The sequence below is a fragment of the Ignavibacteriota bacterium genome (genome assembly GCA_016713565.1).
In the GTDB taxonomy this organism is placed as follows: Bacteria; Bacteroidota; Ignavibacteria; order Ignavibacteriales; family Melioribacteraceae.
This window is the reverse complement of sequence record JADJOX010000007.1, coordinates 97469-117586: the sequence shown is the minus strand read 5'-3', so window position 1 is coordinate 117586 and position 20118 is coordinate 97469. Positions and strand designations below refer to the sequence as shown.

At 29.4% G+C, this 20118-nt stretch carries 18 protein-coding genes; 10 read left to right on the top strand and 8 right to left on the bottom strand.

The genetic code is table 11. The features are described from left to right. Nucleotides 1-17: 17 nt before the first annotated feature. Both IPK06_07565 and manA read left to right on the top strand, forming a co-directional pair. A complete protein-coding gene (locus IPK06_07565) occupies nucleotides 18-854 on the top strand; it encodes an endonuclease/exonuclease/phosphatase family protein (protein ID MBK7979852.1) in 837 nt (278 codons plus the stop codon). An 88-nt stretch (nucleotides 855-942) separates the two neighbouring features. Next, nucleotides 943-2139, top strand: a complete 1197-nt coding sequence (gene manA / locus IPK06_07560; GenBank protein ID MBK7979851.1) for a mannose-6-phosphate isomerase, class I — start codon at nucleotides 943-945, stop codon at nucleotides 2137-2139. Here the strand turns inward: manA and IPK06_07555 are convergent. Beyond that, entirely contained in the window at nucleotides 2128-2694 is a 567-nt protein-coding gene (locus IPK06_07555; GenBank protein MBK7979850.1) for a hypothetical protein, read from the bottom strand. The two genes, manA and IPK06_07555, sit on opposite strands and share 12 nt — an antisense overlap. A 214-nt stretch (nucleotides 2695-2908) precedes the next feature. Beyond that, nucleotides 2909-4111, bottom strand: coding sequence for a hypothetical protein (locus IPK06_07550; GenBank protein ID MBK7979849.1), 1203 nt, complete (start codon nucleotides 4109-4111; stop codon nucleotides 2909-2911). 150 nt (nucleotides 4112-4261) lie between these two features. Here IPK06_07550 and IPK06_07545 point away from each other — a divergent pair, with 150 nt between their 5' ends. Further along, nucleotides 4262-5383 (top strand): TonB family protein, encoded by a 1122-nt coding sequence (locus tag IPK06_07545; protein ID MBK7979848.1) that lies wholly within the window; start codon nucleotides 4262-4264, stop codon nucleotides 5381-5383. A 4-nt stretch (nucleotides 5384-5387) separates the two neighbouring features. Here IPK06_07545 and IPK06_07540 read toward each other — a convergent pair whose 3' ends face one another. Next, a complete protein-coding gene (locus IPK06_07540; protein MBK7979847.1) occupies nucleotides 5388-6017 on the bottom strand; it encodes a thioredoxin family protein in 630 nt (209 codons plus the stop codon). A gap of 88 nt (nucleotides 6018-6105) precedes the next feature. Between IPK06_07540 and IPK06_07535 the strand changes: the two genes are divergently transcribed. Both IPK06_07535 and IPK06_07530 read left to right on the top strand, forming a co-directional pair. Next, nucleotides 6106-7872, top strand: coding sequence for an N-acetylmuramoyl-L-alanine amidase (locus IPK06_07535; GenBank protein MBK7979846.1), 1767 nt, complete (start codon nucleotides 6106-6108; stop codon nucleotides 7870-7872). A gap of 141 nt (nucleotides 7873-8013) precedes the next feature. Beyond that, nucleotides 8014-8166 (top strand): hypothetical protein, encoded by a 153-nt coding sequence (locus IPK06_07530; protein ID MBK7979845.1) that lies wholly within the window; start codon nucleotides 8014-8016, stop codon nucleotides 8164-8166. Between the two features lie 14 nt (nucleotides 8167-8180). On the opposite strand, the gene IPK06_07525 is transcribed toward IPK06_07530, so the two are convergent. Beyond that, entirely contained in the window at nucleotides 8181-9842 is a 1662-nt protein-coding gene (locus tag IPK06_07525) for a peptidase (GenBank protein MBK7979844.1), read from the bottom strand. A gap of 190 nt (nucleotides 9843-10032) precedes the next feature. Here IPK06_07525 and IPK06_07520 point away from each other — a divergent pair, with 190 nt between their 5' ends. Further along, entirely contained in the window at nucleotides 10033-11244 is a 1212-nt protein-coding gene (locus IPK06_07520; protein MBK7979843.1) for a hypothetical protein, read from the top strand. A 121-nt stretch (nucleotides 11245-11365) separates the two neighbouring features. Here IPK06_07520 and rpmB read toward each other — a convergent pair whose 3' ends face one another. Further along, complete coding sequence (rpmB, locus tag IPK06_07515; GenBank protein MBK7979842.1) at nucleotides 11366-11602, bottom strand: 50S ribosomal protein L28; 237 nt, start codon at nucleotides 11600-11602, stop codon at nucleotides 11366-11368. Nucleotides 11603-11724: 122 nt separating this feature from the next. Then, nucleotides 11725-12234, bottom strand: coding sequence for a ferritin (locus IPK06_07510; protein ID MBK7979841.1), 510 nt, complete (start codon nucleotides 12232-12234; stop codon nucleotides 11725-11727). Nucleotides 12235-12346: 112 nt separating this feature from the next. Here IPK06_07510 and IPK06_07505 point away from each other — a divergent pair, with 112 nt between their 5' ends. Genes IPK06_07505 through IPK06_07490 form a run of 4 tightly spaced genes read left to right on the top strand, consistent with a single transcriptional unit; the run spans nucleotide 12347 to nucleotide 18171 of the window. Continuing rightward, nucleotides 12347-13822: a T9SS type A sorting domain-containing protein gene (locus IPK06_07505; GenBank protein ID MBK7979840.1), complete on the top strand. Its 1476-nt coding sequence runs from the start codon at nucleotides 12347-12349 to the stop codon at nucleotides 13820-13822. Between the two features lie 12 nt (nucleotides 13823-13834). Continuing rightward, nucleotides 13835-14836, top strand: a complete 1002-nt coding sequence (locus IPK06_07500) for a hypothetical protein (GenBank protein MBK7979839.1) — start codon at nucleotides 13835-13837, stop codon at nucleotides 14834-14836. A 6-nt stretch (nucleotides 14837-14842) separates the two neighbouring features. Further along, nucleotides 14843-15760: a hypothetical protein gene (locus IPK06_07495; GenBank protein MBK7979838.1), complete on the top strand. Its 918-nt coding sequence runs from the start codon at nucleotides 14843-14845 to the stop codon at nucleotides 15758-15760. Beyond that, nucleotides 15757-18171: an Ig-like domain-containing protein gene (locus IPK06_07490; protein ID MBK7979837.1), complete on the top strand. Its 2415-nt coding sequence runs from the start codon at nucleotides 15757-15759 to the stop codon at nucleotides 18169-18171. The genes IPK06_07495 and IPK06_07490 overlap by 4 nt, the downstream gene beginning before the upstream one ends. Here the strand turns inward: IPK06_07490 and IPK06_07485 are convergent, their stop codons facing one another. Continuing rightward, nucleotides 18172-19083: a TIGR01777 family protein gene (locus tag IPK06_07485; protein ID MBK7979836.1), complete on the bottom strand. Its 912-nt coding sequence runs from the start codon at nucleotides 19081-19083 to the stop codon at nucleotides 18172-18174. Then, a complete protein-coding gene (locus tag IPK06_07480) occupies nucleotides 19080-20102 on the bottom strand; it encodes an adenosine deaminase (GenBank protein ID MBK7979835.1) in 1023 nt (340 codons plus the stop codon). Before IPK06_07480 ends, IPK06_07485 begins: the two co-directional genes overlap by 4 nt. Nucleotides 20103-20118 lie beyond the last annotated feature (16 nt).

The following is a 20118-nucleotide window of genomic DNA, read 5'->3' as shown; positions in this document are numbered from 1 at the left end:
AATTCAATGGTATAATAATGAAAAAAAATTTCTTAATATTTGTAATTCTATTTTTTGTTTCAAATTTAGCAGCACAGAATTCACAATTTAGAATAATGACTTATAATATTAGATACGCTAATAATAATCCGGGTGAAGAATGGGAAGTAAGAAAACCAAATGTTGCTGAAATGATTAGATTCCATAGTCCCGATATTTTTGGAGTACAAGAAGCTTTATTGGAACAAGTTGAATATTTGAAAACAGAATTTTCAGATTATCAGCAAATTGGCGTTGGAAGAGATGACGGAAAAAATGAAGGTGAGTTCAGCACATTATTTATTTCAAATAAATTTGAAGTTTTAAATAGCGGGACTTTTTGGCTATCAGAAAATCCTGATGTCCCTTCGAAAGGTTGGGACGCAAGCCTAAATAGAATTGTAAGCTGGGCAGTTGTAAAAAATAAAATTAATAAAGAATCGTTGTTTGTCGCGTGCACGCATTTTGATCATATGGGAATTGTTGCAAGAGTTGAAAGCGCAAAATTAATTGTAAATAAAATAAAAAATTTATCAAACGGACTTCCATCTATTTTAATGGGCGATTTTAATTTTTCAAAAGAATTTGAAGGTTATAAAATAATAAACGAATCTGGAATTATTAGCGACTCTGAAAACAAATCTCAATTTAGATACGGAACAGATATAACGTTTAACGGATTTGAAAACGACCTGACAGGCAGGGAAAAAATCGACTTCATTTTTGTATCAGATAAAATTGATGTTTTACATCATGCTGTAATCGGAGACAAGACTGATGGCAAATATCCTTCGGACCATATGCCGGTAATAATTGACATATGTCTGAAGAAATAATAATAATTTATTTAATAAATATTTTTCAAGGATAAAATAATTAATTAAATTTCATTTAATATTTTATTCATTTTGTAAAAAATAAATTATGATTACTGCAAAACCTTACAGACTGATTCCAAAAATTCAAAACTATGATTGGGGAACAAAAAACAAAAACGCTTTTATTCCAAAGTTATTGGGAATAAAAGCAGAGCAAAATGTTCCTTATGCTGAATTGTGGATTGGCGCTCATCCGAAAAGTCCGTCTGAAATTATTATTGAAAATTCAAAATATGAATTGAATAAAATTATTGAAGAATTCCCGATTGAGATTCTTGGAAAAGAAATATCGAAAAAATTTAAAAAGAAATTGCCGTTTCTTTTAAAAATATTATCAATTGATAATGCATTATCCATTCAAGCGCATCCGAATAAAAGTACTGCGAAAATTCTGCATAAAAATGATCCAATAAATTATCCTGATGATAATCATAAACCTGAAATAGCAATTGCAATTGATAAACTAAACGCGATAGTTGGATTAAAAAATATTAAGCAAATTAAAAAATGTTTTGACGAATATCCTGTTTTATATGAATTGTTAAATCAGAAATTAGTTAAAAAGATCAATTCAAATGATTTATCAATAAAATTAGATAAGGAAATTTATAAACAAATAATGAGTTCAGAGCCTTCAATTTTGAAAAATGTAATTGAAGGATTAATAAATACAATTACCGCAAAAAAATCAAAGAGTAAAAGTGAAATAAAATTTTTATCTGAATTTGATAATTACGGAATTGATGTCGGTTTAATATCTTTGTTATTATTTAATTTTATTGATCTTGGTAAAGACAAAGCAATATTTACACCTGCAGGAATTCCGCACGCATATCTTAGCGGAAATATTATTGAATGTATGGCAAATTCCGATAATGTTGTTAGAGCGGGTTTGACAAATAAATTCAAAGATAATGAAACCTTATTAAAAATATTAGATACTGACTTAAGCAAAACAAAAGTTAAGATTGTTCATAAAAAAAATATCACTTTATATAAAACATCTGCTGACGAATTTGAAATTAAAAGAGTTACGCTGAATTCTGAATTTAAAAGTTATTCTTCAAAAAATAATTTGCCGGAAATTTGTCTTGTTCTAGAAGGAAAGATTATTGTTAAATTTTTAGACAAATGGATGGAATTTAAAAAAGGAGAGTCATTTTTAAAACCATCCATTTTAGATAAATACACAATTGTTAGCAAATTAAAAGAATGTAAATTTATTTCAGCATCAATTCCATGAATTAAAATTAGCTGATTCAATTTTCCAAGGACTTAGTTTAATAATTATTTCATCAACACTCTGATTTGAATAAATTACTATCTGTTCGCTGTTTTCATAAATTTTATGAGATTCTCCAGAAGGCAAAATAAATAATTCAATGAAATTAAATTCTAAGTTTTCCTTTGGGAAAACGTAAACTTTATTTCCTTCGGAGTTTTTAATCACCTTTGCGATAAAATTTGAATCTTTGTCGATTAAAGTTTCTGTAGAAAGAATATTTTCATTTCTTACGCTGTCGGCGGCTAAAATCAAACTTCCATTTACATATTTTTGATTATTGTTTTTTTTTTGAAGTCGAAAAATTTTCTTAATCGAATAATTCTTGATTTTATCTTTAATTGTATCTAAAATTTGGGGGTTTATCTTAGATTGAGCTTCTGATAAAATATTTGAGAGGAATCTTATTTCATCTTCAAATAATTTTGCATGGGTTTTAATATAATCAATTTTATGTTTTGGTAATTTCTCCGAAAAGAAAACATACGTAAAAATTTCTTTTTCAGATATAATCATTTTTTCCTTTCAACATTGTTGTTCAATATATAATCCAAATTTTGCTCTTTTTGAATTTTTAACTAATAAAAAATTAGAATTTAAGTTTTTTTTGCGGTTATTGACTCAAAAATAAATTTCTGAAAATTTTGTATTAAAAAAATTCAAAAAGCAACAATTTTGGACTATATAATATACGTAATACCCCCTGACCAAGGTCTCCAGTAGATATCCTTCATCTTTGGAGACCTTTATTTATATATTGTTCGATTTCATCTATGGTGACCGGCATTTCTTTATCGTCAATTTCAACGACAACAAGAAATCCTTTTTTCTTATAAGTTGAATAAAATGCGTTTAATAATTTCACTTGATCGCTATCAATACATTTTCCGTTTTGATCATCCCAAATTTCCTTTGAACTTAAGCAGCCTTTAGTAGGTGTGTAAGGAAAATATGGTAAATCTTTGTAAAGAGACAGATCATCCGTTGAGCCGTGCATTATAATTAATTTTCTCCCTATTTCTCCAGCATAAAATGATTGATATATTGGGAAATAATTTTTCCACGACTGAGGCAATAAATTCCGATAATCTTCAATTTGCCAAGATTGTATTTTATTCTCATTATGGTAGAAAATATTAGGAGAAACTTCGAACGGACTTCTTAAAAGTATATTGGGTGTAGGCCCTATTGTTTGAGTAGATGAAACGTAAGTTCCAATAATTGAATAAACTCCCTGTGGCGTATTTCCATTGGGAATATATGCCGGTAAATTTGAGAATGAAATTGCCAATTGAGGAATATTAAAAACAGAACCGTCTTTGTTTTTTACAAACTCGCCGTCCGGTCTTTTTATAATTGTAATCCCCGGGAAATGTCTGTTTTTTCTGTGTACGGAGAAAATTATTGTTTTACCATTTTGATATTTATGATTAAATAATTCTGTTAGTGAAGGGATTTGTTCTTGGTTAGGATCAATTATATTTTCTAAGTGATACTTTACATTTCTTAAAATGCTGTTTGTTTCAGCATTATCAAATTTTCTCTCAATTGTATCTAAAAATTCTATTGAGGCAATTATTTTATTAGCGCTATTATTTAATAAATAATTTACTGCAATTGCAAATGATGTCTGATCATTAGTTTTTTTAGCAATCTCGCTTATATAATTATTAAAATCATTCTTGTATAATGTATATGCAGTTTCGAGTGCGGAAATTTGTAGTTTAACGTTTTTATCGACAGGTAATTTTAAAATCCGATCTACAGCATTTTTAACAATACTGCTATCGTAAAAAATAGATTGTGCGTTGTCTAAAGCAAAAATCCATTTGCTGCTTTTAATTTCATTTTCCGAAAGTGTTCGGTTGATTTCATCAATGATGGTCTTATAGTACTGATCTTTATTCTCTTTTAAAATAAATTCACTTTTCAAATTTTGAACTTTGACAAAATTTTGCCCGTGACATATATTTATACCAAATAATACAATCAAAATAATTAAATTTACACGGGTTTTTAAACTCATTTTCCTTTTGCGAATTAAATCTAATTGTAATTTAATATAATTATCATAAAATCTATAATGCTCAAAATAACTTTTTTAATGTCGGTAATTGCCGTATTCAGCGTTGCAGCTCAAGACGGAATTGTTAAAACTTATTACGGTAAGGGTAAAGTCAGTTCAAGAGTTTCTTTTGTAAATGATATTCTTGAAGGAGAATCCTTTTGGTATTACGAAAATGGAAATATTAAAACTCAAAAAAATTATTCAAACGGAAAACTAAATAATTCAAACAGAAGCTATTATGAATCCGGTCTATTAAAAGAAGAAGTTCATTATACGGACGGAACTTTAAATGGTGTAAGTAAATTTTATTATGAAAACGGCGGATTAAAAGAAGTTAGAACATATAATTTTGGGAAGTTGATTTCAAAATCTGAACTCGAATTTGATGCAAATTATGTTGCGCCTTATTCAGCATATGAAGCGGGAATGAACAAAAAGAATTTCAATAGTGAAGATATTCTTTGCGACGCCGATATTTGTCCTCAGCCGATAGGCGGAATTAAAGAAATAGAAAAAAATATTATTTATCCAGAACTCGCCAAAAAATTCAATTTGGAAGGCAAAGTTCTGCTTGCTGTTCTGGTTGGTACAAAAGGTGAATCAAAAAAGATTACCGTGCACAAAGGGCTCGGACTTGGATGTGATGAAGCCGCAATTGAAGCGGTGAAGAAAACACGATTTATTCCCGGTGAAAAAAAAGGTGAAGTAATAGAAACCGAGATATTATTTTCAATAAATTTTAAATTATCCGAAAATAGTGAAACAAAATTTTTGACAAAAACGGAAACTGATTCTGTTAAAAGTGAAGTAATAAATAAAGAAATATCCCAGAAACAATTTATAATTTGCGAAACAGAAGTTTGTCCAAAACCCGTTGGCGGAATAAACGAACTTTTGAAAAAAATAAAATATCCTTCACAAGCAAAAAGAAACAATGTAAGCGGAGAAGTTGAAGTTGAAACAAAAATTAATGATTTAGGATTTGTTATTAGTGTAACTGTAACTAAAGGGATTGGATATGGATGCGATGAAGCCGCAAAATCAGCTGTTATTAAAACTGAATTCGAACCGGCGGTTCAAAACGGAAAGCCGGTTGAAACAACTGTGAAAATTATGGTTCCGTTTATTTTAGAATAAATTATTATAATATTTTTGAAAGTACTCCGGTAAATAAATTTATCATTTCAAGCTCTAATTCTTTGCCTCGGTTTCTGCCGTACCAAAGGTGAAGCTGCTCGTTAAATTTTTCTTTAGTAAATCCTTCTGATTTTAATTGGTTGACTAAATCCTGGGCAAATTTTGGTCTTGGTCCCCAATTAAACAGTTCGTTTCCATTTCTGTCGAAACATATTATTTTAGGAATTGCTCTCGATGTTGGAGAATTAAAATACTTATCAATTGCATCTAAGTTACTGTCGCGAAGAATAATTAAAATTTCAATATTCCTGTTATACTCAGCGTGTTTAACAAAATACGGAAGATTTTGAGCAGAATCGCCGCACCAGTCTTCTGTAATTACCAGCCAAGTTTGAGGAGAAGAAAATTTATTAATAATTTCAAGAAGCTGAGGATTTGGTTTAAATGTTTTTATAATTCTATTAGTACGCTGCAGATTTAATTTACTATATTCAAAATAAATTTTATCATGTTCTGACAGTTTCTCAATATCTGTAATAGCAATTTTTTCTTCATAAAATTTCACATATTCAGAATAAGAATATATTTTGCCATGTTTATTTTCTCCAAAAAAATTTTTGATCCCAATGTTCATAAAATTCCATTAATGTTAATAATTTAAAAAATTAAGTTCACAATTTAGTATATTTTCACTTTATTTAACTCTTAAAAAAGGGAATATTTTGTTAGGAAATTTTGGTAAATCGATAATATTAATTTTTTTGTTAATAAATATTTCAAAAGTCGTTGCACAAAAAGATAATTACATCTCGGTAGTTATTCCTGAAGAAAAAATTACCATAACAAATCTTTCTAAATATCGCGTTGCGGCAAATACTTTGCCGGGAAGCAATGTTACAATAAATGATGAAAAAATAAAAGTATATAGTTCGGGCGCATTTGTAACATTGTTAAAATTGGAAAAAGGCGAAAATAAATTCGAAATAATATCTGAATTAAACGGTAAATCTGTAAAAGAAGAATTTAAGATTATTCGAGAAGAAAAAAATCTTGAAACTACAGCAGATGATGTATTGACTATTGAAGATGATCTAATGATGCCAAAAGATGATTTGTGGCTTAATTCAGGCGATATTTTGGAAGTGAAAATTAAAGGTACGCCGAACGGCAAAGCAACATTTTTAAATGGAATTGCAATGATAGAACTTCCGGTTTCTGAGACAAACGGTATTAAAGGTATTTACACAGGAATTTATAAGGTTACGGATAATGATGATTATAACGATTTACCAATAGCTTTTAAATTGGAAAAGGACGGAAAAACATTTACTAAAAATTCAAAATCAAAAATTTCAATGATACCTGCGCAGCTTCCAAGAGTAGGGGTTACAAAAGGCGAAAGACCATCATTAAATTATGGATTAGGTACTGATCGGCTAGGCGGATCAAAATTGTCCTTTTTGGAAGAGGGAATTAAATTAATTATTGATGGAAAAGTCGGAGACCAATATCGAGTAAAATTAGCTGATAACTTAACATCATGGATTTCTACAGATCAAGTGGAATTACAGCCTATAGGCACATTTTTACCAAATTCTCTGACAGATTCATGGGTGGCTTACGGCGGAAAGAATTTTGACAAAATAATTATAAATCTTAGTGAGAAACTGCCTTTTTCTACGCGGCAGGAAATCAATCCAACAAGAATTATTGTAGATATTTATGGTGCAACATCAAATAGCAATTGGATTACTCAGCAATTGACAACCGAGGGAATTAAAAATTTAAATTATGAACAAGTGGAAAATAATTTATTTAGAATAACAATTGAACCAAAAAGAAAACAAATTTGGGGATATAAAATCGGATATTCTGATACTGCGCTCGAAATTGAAATTAAAAAGCAACCTGAAATTTTAAAGTTCGATAAACTTTCTTTTGTTTTGGATGCGGGTCATGGCGGTGATAATAATGGAGCACTTGGCGCAACCGGATTACTTGAAAAAAACGTAACTTTGGATATTGTAAACAGACTTGAAAAAATGCTGATCGCAAAAGGTGCAAGAGTAAACAAAACTAGAGATGACGATACTTACGCATTGAACAGCGCAAGGCTGAAGAAAGTCTTTAATTATGATCCGGATATTCTAATAAGCATTCACGCAAATTCAATCGGCTATAATTCTGATCCCGTAAAAATTAGCGGAACTAGCACATATTACAAATATATTGCCTTTAGACCGCTATCAGTTAAAATTTATGAAAAAATGCTTGAACTTGGGTTGGAACCATTCGGTAATGTTGGTAATTTTAATTTTTATTTGAACTCGCCTACAGAATTAATAAATGTTTTAGTTGAAACAGCATTTATGTCAAATCCTAATGACGAAATAAAACTTATGGATTCCGAATTTAAGGATAATATCTGCAAAAAAATTATTCAGGGAATTCAAGAATTTCTGTATGAATGTGAAGATAATTGGAATTGAATTTATCGCACTTAAAAATACATAATTTGTCTTGTTTCAAAAATATCCATTTATAATTCTATTTTGATTTAAATCACAAAGTAGATATAAAGTATTATTTATATTTACCTACAAGATAACTAATTCATACGAAAGTGAGTAATGGATATTTTAAATAACCTTCCACAAACAAATTTAAGTTCTTATTCTAATGATTCAGTTGATCATAAGAACAAATTGAAATTCAAACTTTTTAAGTGGTTTGCAATAGTTGCCTACTTGGTAGTTATTGTCGGTTCACTTTTTACTTTTTAACATATATATTAATACTAATTTAATTCTTTTTCAATTTGAAATACCGGCTTAATATCCACAGGAAGATTAACAAGTTTATCAGTCAATATTTTAATAGTTTCGGTAACTTTTCCGTAATCGGCTATTAATTGCTTTGCGCCGTAATAATCACCGGTTGCTTGTATCATTAATACTTTATTAACCAATTGTGTTAACGCGGGATAAATCTTTTCTAAATTTACTTTTACTTTTTTTGTTTTACTGTCATATTCATATCCGCCTTTTTCAAGAATGAAATTATAGATAATTGCATTGCTTGCTCCATGGGCTTCGCTTATGCCAAATCTTACAGATCTAAAAATTCCGGCTAAAAAAGTAACCCACATTTCATTTTCAAATTCCTTTGTCAAAACACCATTTTCAATAAGAAGCTTATTATTGAACATTCCTAAAATATCGGCTTTACATTCTTCAATTTTCGAATAGGTCTCTTTAAGCTCTTTTTTAACTTCGGTTTCTTTTCCGTTAACTTTAATAAACCCGGGTCCAATCCCGTGAGACATTTCATGCATTAAAGTATGCGTAAAGAACCCGTCGAATGTGACATATTTTAGTTGAGCATTATCCAAAACGCTTTTGGCAATTGGCTTAAGTAATTTTTCAAATTTTGCTTCATGAATATTTTTAAGCATTACTTTTTTTGAACCTTTTATCTTTCTTACATTTTCATCATTTGGCAAATTAAAAGCTAAAGTTTGGCTTCCGGCTTTAGCATCTCCAGCATTATAAATTTGTTGAACGACAATAATCGGTGAATCACTTCCTCTTTTGAAATTTTTATATTCATTGTCTATAGGTAAATTATTTTCCATTTCATCCAAGTATTTTGCAAATGTTTCAAGTTTTTTGGTCTCCGCGGGATCTACAATCGTTAAAAAACATTCGTAACTTGCTTTATAGTTGAATAATTCGTCTTCATAAACTTCATAAGGTCCAATTACAATTTCAATTTTATGATCTTTTAAATCCATCCATGCAATATCGCTCTTAAAGAAATCATCAGTTTTAAAAGCATCTGCTCTTAAAAGCAAATAATTTTTTAAAGTTGGATTTTCAGCATAATCCGCAGCTTCTCTGAGCAAGGCAGATATTTTTGAAAGTTTATCACGATAGTTTATAAAATAGGGAATTGATCTTAATTTGTTTCCGTCGCGACGGATAACCGAAAATTCACTGGTAAAACTTTTTTGTTCCTCCGGATGCGCTTTAATCCAATTTTCAAATTCCTCTTTTGTCATATCTTCGGGATAGAAATTTGCGCCAAGCGGTTTTATTACAGAATCTATGAATGACTTATTATGGTCCAATCTGTCGAATGGTCCAAAATTTATATTAAAGTAGGCAAGTTTCAATTTATCTATTGGTTGCTCTGAATTTTCCAAATCTTGTTTAATTTCATTATTTTTTGAATAAACTTGATCTAAAAATATTTCGTCTATTATTTTTGCAGCTCTGTATAACTTTTCAACAATTATTTTCTGATTGTCATCTAATAAATTCTTATCATATTTAATTTCAGTTACAGAATATTGAGAAATTTTTTCTTCCATGTTTTCTAAATCCTTATTTTCATTGTTTTCTTTACACGTTAATAAACTAAGCGAAATAATTATTATAAATAATAAATTTTTAGCCATCTCTTTTCACCTTTCAAATTTCTTTAATGAAAATAATTAATTTTTCAATTATATGTGTAAATTTATAAAACTTAGTGTATAAAAAAATATACAATAATTGAAAAAAGTTTCAAAAACTCACAAAAATCTTTGAATTACCTTTGGCATTAAATGTGACTTATTGTAAATGTAATTATCAACGAGGTGTAACATGAAAAAGACAATATTATTAACAGCAATTTTATTTGGATTTTTTTCTTCAAATCTAAAAGCATATGATTATCACGGAAATGTTCGTGTAGATTATTTTTTCCCAGCTCTTGAGCGTTACGGAGAATGGATAGATATCGGTTATGATGACTATGTTTGGCGTCCATATAATACTTATCGTGATTGGCGTCCATATACTGAAGGAAGGTGGGAGTGGACAAATAACGGCTGGTATTGGGTTTCTTACGAACCATTCGGCTGGGCAACTTATCATTACGGCAGATGGTTTTTTGACGATTATTACGGTTGGGTTTGGATGCCTGATAGTGAATGGGGACCATCTTGGGTAGAATGGAGATATGATGATAATTATATTGGCTGGGCTCCATTACCACCTTATGCAAGATATCATAGAAATCATGGAATTAGTTTCTCTATAAAATGGAATTCGGGTTATTTTTACTGGAATTTTGTAAAGTATAACTACTTTGTTTCCAATGATATTCACAATCACTATATTTTTGGAAATAATGCGGAGCGCATTTATAGAAGAACAAAATATAGAACAAATTATTATTCAAACAACGACAAAATTATTAATGGTGGAATAAACCGAGAATTTGTTGAAAAAAGATCCGGTAAAAAAATTACAACGAGAGAAATTAATATAAGCGATAGAACTTATGATTCAAAAGAATTGAAGAACAGCAGAGAAATAAGAGAATTCAAACCAAATGAAAATGAAATGAACAGAGAAAATTCATTTGACAGAGCCAATGTAACTAAGGGTAGAGAACTAAAAAATCTAAGAACCGACAAAGTTGTAATTTCTAAGAATTCAGCGGATAAAAAATCTGAAGAAAGAACAATTGAAAGAAAAACAGAAACTAGAGTAGAATCTAAAGAGAACAAATTTTTCGACAAATCGAGAAGTACGGATAAAAAATATGATGAAAAAGTTATGAATAGAAGTAAAGATGTAGAAATAAAAAATTCCGAAAACAAGAACGTTGAAAGAAGAGAAATAAATAAAAGCAACAGTGTTAAAGAAGCTGAAAAATCATTAAACAAAAATACTGAGCGAACGAAACGTTCAATTGAAATTAAAAGTGAACCAAAAAAGGAAGTTAAAAGAAATACCGAAACAAACAGAAATACTTCCGGAAATGCTGAAAAAAGTGTTGAACGAAAAACTGTAAAAAGCAGAAAATAACCCACTGAAAAGAGCCGGTATGGTTTCTAGAAAAAATCAAACATATCGGTTCTTAAAAAATTCAAAAAAAAAAGCCCATCATGATTGACGGGCTTTTTTTTAATACAAAATACATTTGAAATTAAGCTTTAATTTTCTTTTCATGAACTAATTTTGCCAATTCCGAAGTTCCGTTTTTTGCCAATGTTTTCAAACCTTTGGAACTAATTTTAACTGTAACAAATTTATTTAGTTCTTTAACCCAAATTCTTTTTTTGTGTAAATTTGGAAGAAATCGGCGTTTCGTTTTATTATGGGCGTGAGAAATACTGCTTCCAAAAATTGGCTCAACACCGGTTAATTCACATCGTCTTGACATTTAATTATCTCCAAATTCTAAAAATTAAGATTTCTAATATAGAAAAAAATATTAAAAAAAACTATTTTTTTAGAATATTTTTGAAGTAATTTATCGAAATTTACCATTTTTAACAGTTTTTACTAAGCTGATTCGCTTGGGGAATTGGTTCTAGAGCCCAATTCTCTATCCAACATAAATAAAGCCGCCTTATCATCACCAATTAAACTAAAATTTTCAACAACCTGCTGAACTGAATTTTCTTCTTCTACCTGTTCATCAATAAACCACTGAAGAAAACTTTTGGTTGGATGATGATTTTCCTGAGTTGCTAAATCAAATAATTTATGAATGCTTTCAGAAATGAACTGCTCGTGTTTAAGAGAATTTTCGAAAACTTCTTTCGGCGATTTCCATTCATTTTCCGGCGCGTCTAATTTACCAAGTTTTACCTTGCCGCCTAATTTTAAAATGTAATCATAAAATTTCATTGCGTGAATTGATTCTTCCTGTGATTGAAGTTTCATCCAACTTGACATTCCTGTTAAATTTTTATTTTCAAAATAAGCCGCCATTGATAAATATAAATATGAAGAATACATCTCCTTATTTAGCTGATCGTTTAACGCTTCTTCAATTTTTTTTGATAACATAGTTCATCCTTTTTTATTTATATAAATAATTTTTCGTAATTATTTTATGGTTATTATTTTTTTGCTAAAGTGATTATATTGTTATTTAAATAATCATTATCTATGAATTTAAATGAAACTTAAAACTTTACTTTTACTCTTTTTATTGTCCTCAATTATTTTTTCCCAGTCGCATAAAAGCATTCATCAGCTTGATCAAGAAAAATATTCTAAAAATATTCCAGAAAATTCAAAAAGTCTAAGTAAAAATAATTCTTCCGAAGCCATAATTCCAATTAATAAAAATAAAACAAAAAATTTAAGTAAAGCTGTTTTTGGTTATTTCCCTGACTGGGAATATGACTCAGACGCACAGCAAAATTTTAATTATGATCTTTTAAGTCATATTGCAATTTTTGATTTTAAACTTTCTTCAAATGGATCAATTAGTGATCCATCAAGTTGGCCGTGGACTGATTTTATAAACAAATCACATGAAAATGGAATTAAATTGATAATGGCAGTAACTAATTTTAACATCAGCGCTGCCGATTTGCACAATGTTTTAACTAGCTCTATTACAAAATGGATTTTTATGAATGCTGTTAAATCGAAAATTAAAAATTATAGTTTGGACGGAGTTAATATTGATTTTGAGGCAATAAATACTGCTGATAGAGGAGACGTGTTAAACGCATTTATGCAGGAACTAACAGATACAGTGCATGCAATTTCACCTGATTTGGAAGTTTCATTTGCGGCACCTGCCGTAAATTGGGGAGGCTGGAATTTAACAAATCTGGCGAAGAGCTGTGATTATCTATTTGTAATGGGATATGATTTTTATGGAAGTTGGAGTACAACAACGGGACCAACTGCGCCATTAGTTGGAGGCAGCTATAATGTAACAAATACTTTAACGGTTCAATATGCAACTGTTACTGCATTTTATCCTGAAAAAATTATTTTAGGTGTTCCTTATTATGGACCAAGCTGGCAAACCTCAACTTTGAAAGAAGGATCATCTGTTGTAAAATTTATTGAATCTTTAAGATTTAAAAATGCTCAGCCTTTAGCAGAGAATTATGGAATTAAATGGTCAACAGCATTTAAAAATTCATGGTATAGTTATTCGCAAAGTTCAAGTAATTATCAAGTTTGGTTTGATAATGATTCCAGTCTTGCGTTAAAATTTGATTTGGCAATTGCTAAAAAGTTAAAGGGAGTTGGAATGTGGGCTTTGGGATATGACGGCTCCAGACCCGAGCTTTGGAATTTAATTGAAAGAAAATTCAGCATTCCAGTTGCGATAAATGAAGAAAAAATAGTAAGTAATTTTAACTTATATCAAAATTATCCTAATCCATTTAATCCGGTAACGAAAATTAAATTTTCAATTCCTTCTAATAAATCAAATCAAATTATTTTTACGAAACTAATTGTTTATGATATTTTAGGAAATCAAATTGAAACTTTAGTTGATGAAAATAAATCACCCGGAAATTATGAAGTTGATTTTAATGCTTCGCGGTTATCCAGCGGCGTTTATTTTTACAAATTATTTTTTACGGATAAATCAATTTCAAAAAAAATGTTAATCTTGAAATAATTGAGCAATTAGATGAAAAATATATTTCCAATTTTTATAATTCTACTTTTTACATTCTGCGGCCAAGAAAAAGAAATTCAAAATGAAGCTGGTAAAGAATCTGTGCATAAAGAGGATTGGAAAAAGGCAAATGCCGGTTTTGAAAACATGAAAATTGAAATATTAGAAAATAAAATTTTGGTAGAAAATAAAATTGGTAAATTCAGAGATCCAAAATTCAGCACAGATGGAACCAAAATATTTTTCACAACTGAAAATTTTAATGAAATTTGGTTGTACAATCTGAAAGAAGAAACATTAAATAAAATTATAACATTACCTCAATGCGGTTATAATTTCCAAATATCTGAAGATGGTGAGAATGTACTTTTTAGGAATAAAGTTAATCAGGGTAAAAAATCATTTTCTATTTTAAGTTATTCATTAAAAAATAAAGCGATAAACGTTATTTACGCTTCTGATAAACGATTAAGTCCGCCTATACTTGGAGATAGTTTAATCTATTGTTTGGAAGAAGCTAAACCTGTGTGTATAAATTATAATAGTAAAAAAGTACAGACGAACTTTTCATCGCCTTTTTTATTTGTTGAAAATAATAAATTACAAAAGGCAACTGAGAAAATTGATACTCTTAAAATTCCAAATAATATTGAACCGGTTGAAAGTTACTATTCAAAAGATTTAGAAAATGTTTTTGTTTTAACTAAGTCAATAGGAATTATTGTTTATAGTAAATTAGGTGATCCGATAAATATCATAAAAGAAGCGAATTATATTTCAAAACTATATAAAAGCAATCTTATAGTTTTTACAAAAGAAGTTAAAGGCGAAGAACAAAAAATAAGTACTAAATTATTTATTGGATTCTTGGAAAGTAACAAGGAAATTGAAATTTTAGCGGATACCGATTATCAAAAATTATATCCCGATTGGTCACCTATCGAAAATAAAATCGTGTTTGCAACTGAAAGCGGCGACTTAAAAATTATTCATTTTAACATTCAGAAAAAGTAGAGGATAATGACAAAGAAGATCATTGTTATAATGTTTATTGTTTGTTCAATAACTTATTCACAGAAAATAAAATTAACAGAAATTAAAAATTTAGAATTAGTCCAATCATATTATCCGCAGTTTAGCAACAGTAACGATAAAATAATTTATACTTCATCAAATTACAAAGGACTATTTTCATACGACTTGAAGAACAATCAAACAGTTTTGATTTCCAATGAAAATGGTGCTGGTTATAAACCAATAGTATTGGATGATAATAAATTTATTTTGAGAAAATTTAATATTGTAAACGGAATTAAAAATTATTCAGTTTACTTTAAGGATGTTAATTCCGATAAAATTGAACTTATTCAAAAAGATAAAAGAGATTTGTTTATTCCAAGTCAGGCTGTAAACTCAAATTTAATATATGTGGATGATTCGAAAATTCAGATAAAGGAAATACCAATTAAGAATCTATCGAAATCCAATACAATTTCAAGAGCAGTTTATTCCAAAAATGACAATTTATTTTTAATTGAAAATGATCAAAAAATCAATATTAGTCCCTTAGGAAAAGGTGTTTACGTATGGGAATCTATTTCTAAAGACGGCGAAAAAATATTATTTTCATTTGGCAATAAAGGTACATTCATTTCCGACAAAGAGGGTCAGATATTATTCAATATTCCTGATGCGCATTATCCTAAATTTTCACCAGATGAAAACTATATATTATACATGAAAGATAAAGATGACGGATATAAATATATTTCCTCTGATTTATACGTTTACTCTTTGAATGAAAAAAAAGAATTTAAGCTTACAGAAACAGACGATAGAATTGAGATGTATCCCAATTGGTCAACAGATCAGACAAAAATAGTGTTTAATTCTGATGATGGTGAAATTTTTATAGCAAATATTAATTTTGAACAATGAAAATAAATTTAAATAAGCGCATAGTTTTTCTTTACTTTATTTTAAGCACTCTTATTGCAGCACAAGATTTTACGGATATAAGAATTTATATAAATCCGGGTCATGGCGGACATGATTCCGATGACAGGTATATAAGTACAACCGGATTTTGGGAGAGCGATGGAAACTTGGCAAAAGGTTTACATTTAAAAGCAATACTCGATTCATTAAACGCGACAACCAGGATCAGCAGATCAACAAATAATACGTCAGATGATCTGCCGCTTTCGGTTATAGTAGCTGACGCAAATAATTTTGACGCGGATTATTTTCAATCCATCCATAGCAATGCGGGTTTTACCGGTTCATCAAATTATACTTTAATTTTATTTCAAGGTTTGGATAATTCTCCTACATATCCAGAAGCCAAAACGATGGGCAGTTATCTTGCCGATGAAATCTATAAAGCGCATAGAACATCTACAAAATATAATAGAGGAGACGCTGATTTTTATGGAACAGGACAGCCATATTTAGGCGTATTAAAGGGATTGACAATGCCCGGAACATTATCGGAAGGTTCATTTCATGATTATATTCCAGAATCTTATAGATTAAGAAATGATGCCTATACAAAGCATGAAGCTTGGGCAATTACAAAAGCTTTTGTAAAATATTTTAATCTTGGACAAATGCAATACGGCGAAATTGCGGGCTGCGTTAGAGATGCGTTTCAAACGGTTGATTATTCTTATATCAATGGCACAAAAGATAAATATAAACCTGCAAATTTAGTTAAAGCAATTCTTCTGCCTGATAGTATTGTCTATAACGGTGATTCCTTTAATAATGGATTTTATTTATTCGATAAAGTCAATCAAGGAAATTATCAACTAATTGTAGAAGCTGAAAACTATCAAAAAGATACGTTTAATGTGGTAGTTGAAAATGGTAAAACGACATTTCTTGATCCAAGTTTAATAGAAGCACCGAATTATTCCGCGCCTGTTATACAAAACAGAAAACCGCAGGAAACAGAAAATGTAAGGCTTGATTCAAAAATTATTTTAGATTTTAATGTGAAAATGGATAAGGCCAATACGCAATTTGCTTTTAAAATATCACCAAGTGTACAAGGAACATTTTCATGGGAAAATAATGATAAGCGATTAATTTTTACTCCGACAAATTATTTAGCCGGAGGAATCGTATATACGGTTAGCCTAAGCATTTTTGCAAAAAGTTATTACGGAACTTTAATTCAAGAACCATTTCAATTTTCGTTTACTACAAGAAGTGGAATGAAATTAGTGAATTCTTACCCTATTCAAAATTCTGAAAATATAAGTCGAACTGTAAAAATTATATTGAAATTCGATGGAGAGCTGAATGTAAATACTTTAGGCGGAAATATATTTTTCCAAGATGAAAATAATAATGATATCGATTTAGTTGTTGTCGAAGTAAATAATGAAATCGGTGTGCTTACTTTTGAACCAATAAATGCACTTGAACCAAACGCCAAATATCAAATAAAAATATTCAAAGGATTAAGCGATACAGAAGGTTCAAATTTAATTTCAGATTCAACAATATTTTTTACGACTGAAAATTCGAACCAAATTGAAGGAAATATTCTATCTGATTTTGAACAAATCGAAAATTGGTCGCAGCCTAATCTTAATGAAAATTCTCATGGTATAGATTTAAGTTACACAAAATTTCAAATTACTAAAAACAAGTTTATTTCTGCATCAAACTCGGGAAATTTAAAATACAAATTTATATCTGATTCATTGGGAATATGTCAAGTAAAAAATATTAGCTCAAACTTAAACGTTGATTTAAAAAATAATTTAGGCATATGGATTTTTGGTGATTTAAGTTTTAATAATGTTCAATTATGGTTCAGCGACGCGGACAACAATTTACTCAAATTTGATGTAGGCATATTAGATTGGACCGGCTGGAAATACAAAATTTTAAATATTTCCGACCAAATGAATTTAAAATTTAACAGCATTGTAATTGAACAAATTAAAAATGCAGGAACAAGCGGAGAAATATATTTTGATGATATTTTGTATGACGTAATTACGGAAATTAAAAATGAAAATATAAATTTACCGGAGAATTTCGTTTTGCGGCAAAATTATCCAAATCCGTTTAATCCAATTACAACAATAGAATATAGTGTCCCGATTATAAATAAATATGAATCTTCAAATGAAGTAAATCCAAATTCAACAAATGTTCAATTATTTATTTATGATATCTTAGGGCGTAAAGTAGAAACACTAATAAAACAGAAACAAAAGCCGGGCAATTATAAATTAACTTGGGATGCGGCAAATTATTCAAGCGGAGTTTACTATTATAAATTGCAAATCGGCGATTTAATTTCAATAAAAAAAATGATTTTGATGAAATAATTATTGATCCGAATTTAGAAGATTTTCAATAGCTTTTTTTGTATCTGCAAATGAAAATTTATATCCAGCATCAATAATTTTTTGCGGAGAAATTCTGCTTCCTTCTAGAACAAGTTCAGACATTTGTCCAAGTAATAACTTTAATAAAGTTGAAGGAACTTTAGGCATAATAAACGGCCGATTTAAAACCTCTGCAATTATAAGTAAAAATTGTTTATTAGTAATAAAAGAGGGAGATACAATATTATAAGCTCCATTGATTTTTTCATTTTCAATACAATATAAAATTATATTAATCACATCTTTTATATGAATCCACGGAATAAATTGACTACCGCTTCCCAATGGAGAACCAATTCCTAATTTAACCGGAATTAACATTTTTTCTAACGCGCCGCCTTTTTGTGAAAGTACTACTCCAAACCTTAATTGAACTGTTCTTAATCCTAATCTTTCAAATTGTTTAGAAGAAGATTCCCACAATTTGCAGACTTCTCCTTGGAAATCATCAGCGGGGCTATCGTCTTCATTTAATATTTTATCTGTAGTTTTTGCTCCATAATACCCAATTGCAGATGCAGAAATAAAAGTTTTGGGTTTGCGAGTTAACTTAGAAATATTTGTATAAAGCAATTCTGCGGATTTAACTCGACTTTCAATAATCTCGTTTTTCCTTTTTTGAGTCCATCTTTTGTCACCAATTCCCGCGCCTGCTAAATGAATAATATGATCTAAATTATCCAAAGCGCCATCTTCAATAATCTGTTTTTCGATATCCCAGAAAAAAACATTATTCGGATTATTTTTATTGAAGCGCGACAGCTTAACTAATTCGTAATTATTTTCTATGAGAAATTTTGAAATTGCTCTTCCGATCAAACCGGATGCGCCGGTAATTAAAATTTTACTCATTTAGAATTCTCAAAATATAAATTTAGTTTCCGTATATAATTCTCTTTTTCTTCATTTGATATGAATGAAGAATTAAATGAATTTTGTGCAAGCTGATAAAGATCGTCTTTAGTTAAATCCAGCGCTTTTGTAACTGCAATATAGTTCTCATTTATATAACCGCCGAAATATGCAGGATCATCTGAATTAACAGTCGAGTTTAATCCTTTACTCAGCATTATTTTTATGGGATGATTTTCAATTTTATCTACATTGCATAATTTTATATTTGATAACGGACAAACTGTCAGCGGCATTTTATTTTTGACTAAATCGTTTACTAAATTATCATCGTCTAAAGATCTATTACCATGGTCTATTCGTGAAACAGATAAATTATTTATTGCGTCCCAAACATATTCAGCGGGACCTTCCTCACCGGCGTGAGCAACTGCTTTATATCCTGCTATTTTTGCTTCTTTAAAAACATTTTTAAATTTAGAAGGCGGATTTCCAATTTCGGAAGAATCCAAACCAACTGCGGTAATTAAATTTTTGTAGGGCAGTGATTGTTCTAATGTATTAAATGCAGAATCTTCATCTAAATGACGAAGAAAGCTCATAATTAATTTTGACGTGATTCCATATTTTTGTTTTGCCGTATCCTGAGCATTTTTAATTCCATTTATAACTGTTTCAAATTCAACACCTCTATCAGTATGAGTTTGCGGATCAAACATAATCTCTGTATGAATAACATTTTGGGAATTTATCTTTTCGAAATATGCTAATGTGAGATCATAAAAATCTTCTTCACTTAAAAGTACATTAGCGCCCGCATAATAAATATCTAAAAATTCTTGAAGATTATTGAACTTATAGGCTGATTTCAATTCATCAACGGAATTATATTTTATTTTCAATTTGTTTCGTTCAGCAATCGCAAACATTAGTTCCGGTTCAAAGGAACCTTCTATATGTAAATGTAATTCTGCCTTAGGCATGTTAATGATAAACTCGTTTAAATCGAATGAACTCAAATGTATCCTCTTAAAA

Bases quoted from the DNA above. Each gene is read 5' to 3' on its own strand.
- IPK06_07565 (MBK7979852.1), top strand. From the start codon at position 18: ATGAAAAAAAATTTCTTAATATTTGTAATTCTATTTTTTGTTTCAAAT.
- IPK06_07555 (MBK7979850.1), bottom strand. From the start codon at position 2,694: ATGATTATATCTGAAAAAGAAATTTTTACGTATGTTTTCTTTTCGGAG.
- IPK06_07520 (MBK7979843.1), top strand. From the start codon at position 10,033: ATGAAAAAGACAATATTATTAACAGCAATTTTATTTGGATTTTTTTCT.
- IPK06_07525 (MBK7979844.1), bottom strand. From the start codon at position 9,842: ATGGCTAAAAATTTATTATTTATAATAATTATTTCGCTTAGTTTATTA.
- IPK06_07485 (MBK7979836.1), bottom strand. From the start codon at position 19,083: ATGAGTAAAATTTTAATTACCGGCGCATCCGGTTTGATCGGAAGAGCA.
- IPK06_07505 (MBK7979840.1), top strand. From the start codon at position 12,347: ATGAAACTTAAAACTTTACTTTTACTCTTTTTATTGTCCTCAATTATT.
- IPK06_07495 (MBK7979838.1), top strand. From the start codon at position 14,843: ATGACAAAGAAGATCATTGTTATAATGTTTATTGTTTGTTCAATAACT.
- IPK06_07545 (MBK7979848.1), top strand. From the start codon at position 4,262: ATGCTCAAAATAACTTTTTTAATGTCGGTAATTGCCGTATTCAGCGTT.
- IPK06_07540 (MBK7979847.1), bottom strand. From the start codon at position 6,017: ATGAACATTGGGATCAAAAATTTTTTTGGAGAAAATAAACATGGCAAA.
- IPK06_07500 (MBK7979839.1), top strand. From the start codon at position 13,835: ATGAAAAATATATTTCCAATTTTTATAATTCTACTTTTTACATTCTGC.
- manA (MBK7979851.1), top strand. From the start codon at position 943: ATGATTACTGCAAAACCTTACAGACTGATTCCAAAAATTCAAAACTAT.
- rpmB (MBK7979842.1), bottom strand. From the start codon at position 11,602: ATGTCAAGACGATGTGAATTAACCGGTGTTGAGCCAATTTTTGGAAGC.
- IPK06_07490 (MBK7979837.1), top strand. From the start codon at position 15,757: ATGAAAATAAATTTAAATAAGCGCATAGTTTTTCTTTACTTTATTTTA.
- IPK06_07530 (MBK7979845.1), top strand. From the start codon at position 8,014: ATGGATATTTTAAATAACCTTCCACAAACAAATTTAAGTTCTTATTCT.
- IPK06_07510 (MBK7979841.1), bottom strand. From the start codon at position 12,234: ATGTTATCAAAAAAAATTGAAGAAGCGTTAAACGATCAGCTAAATAAG.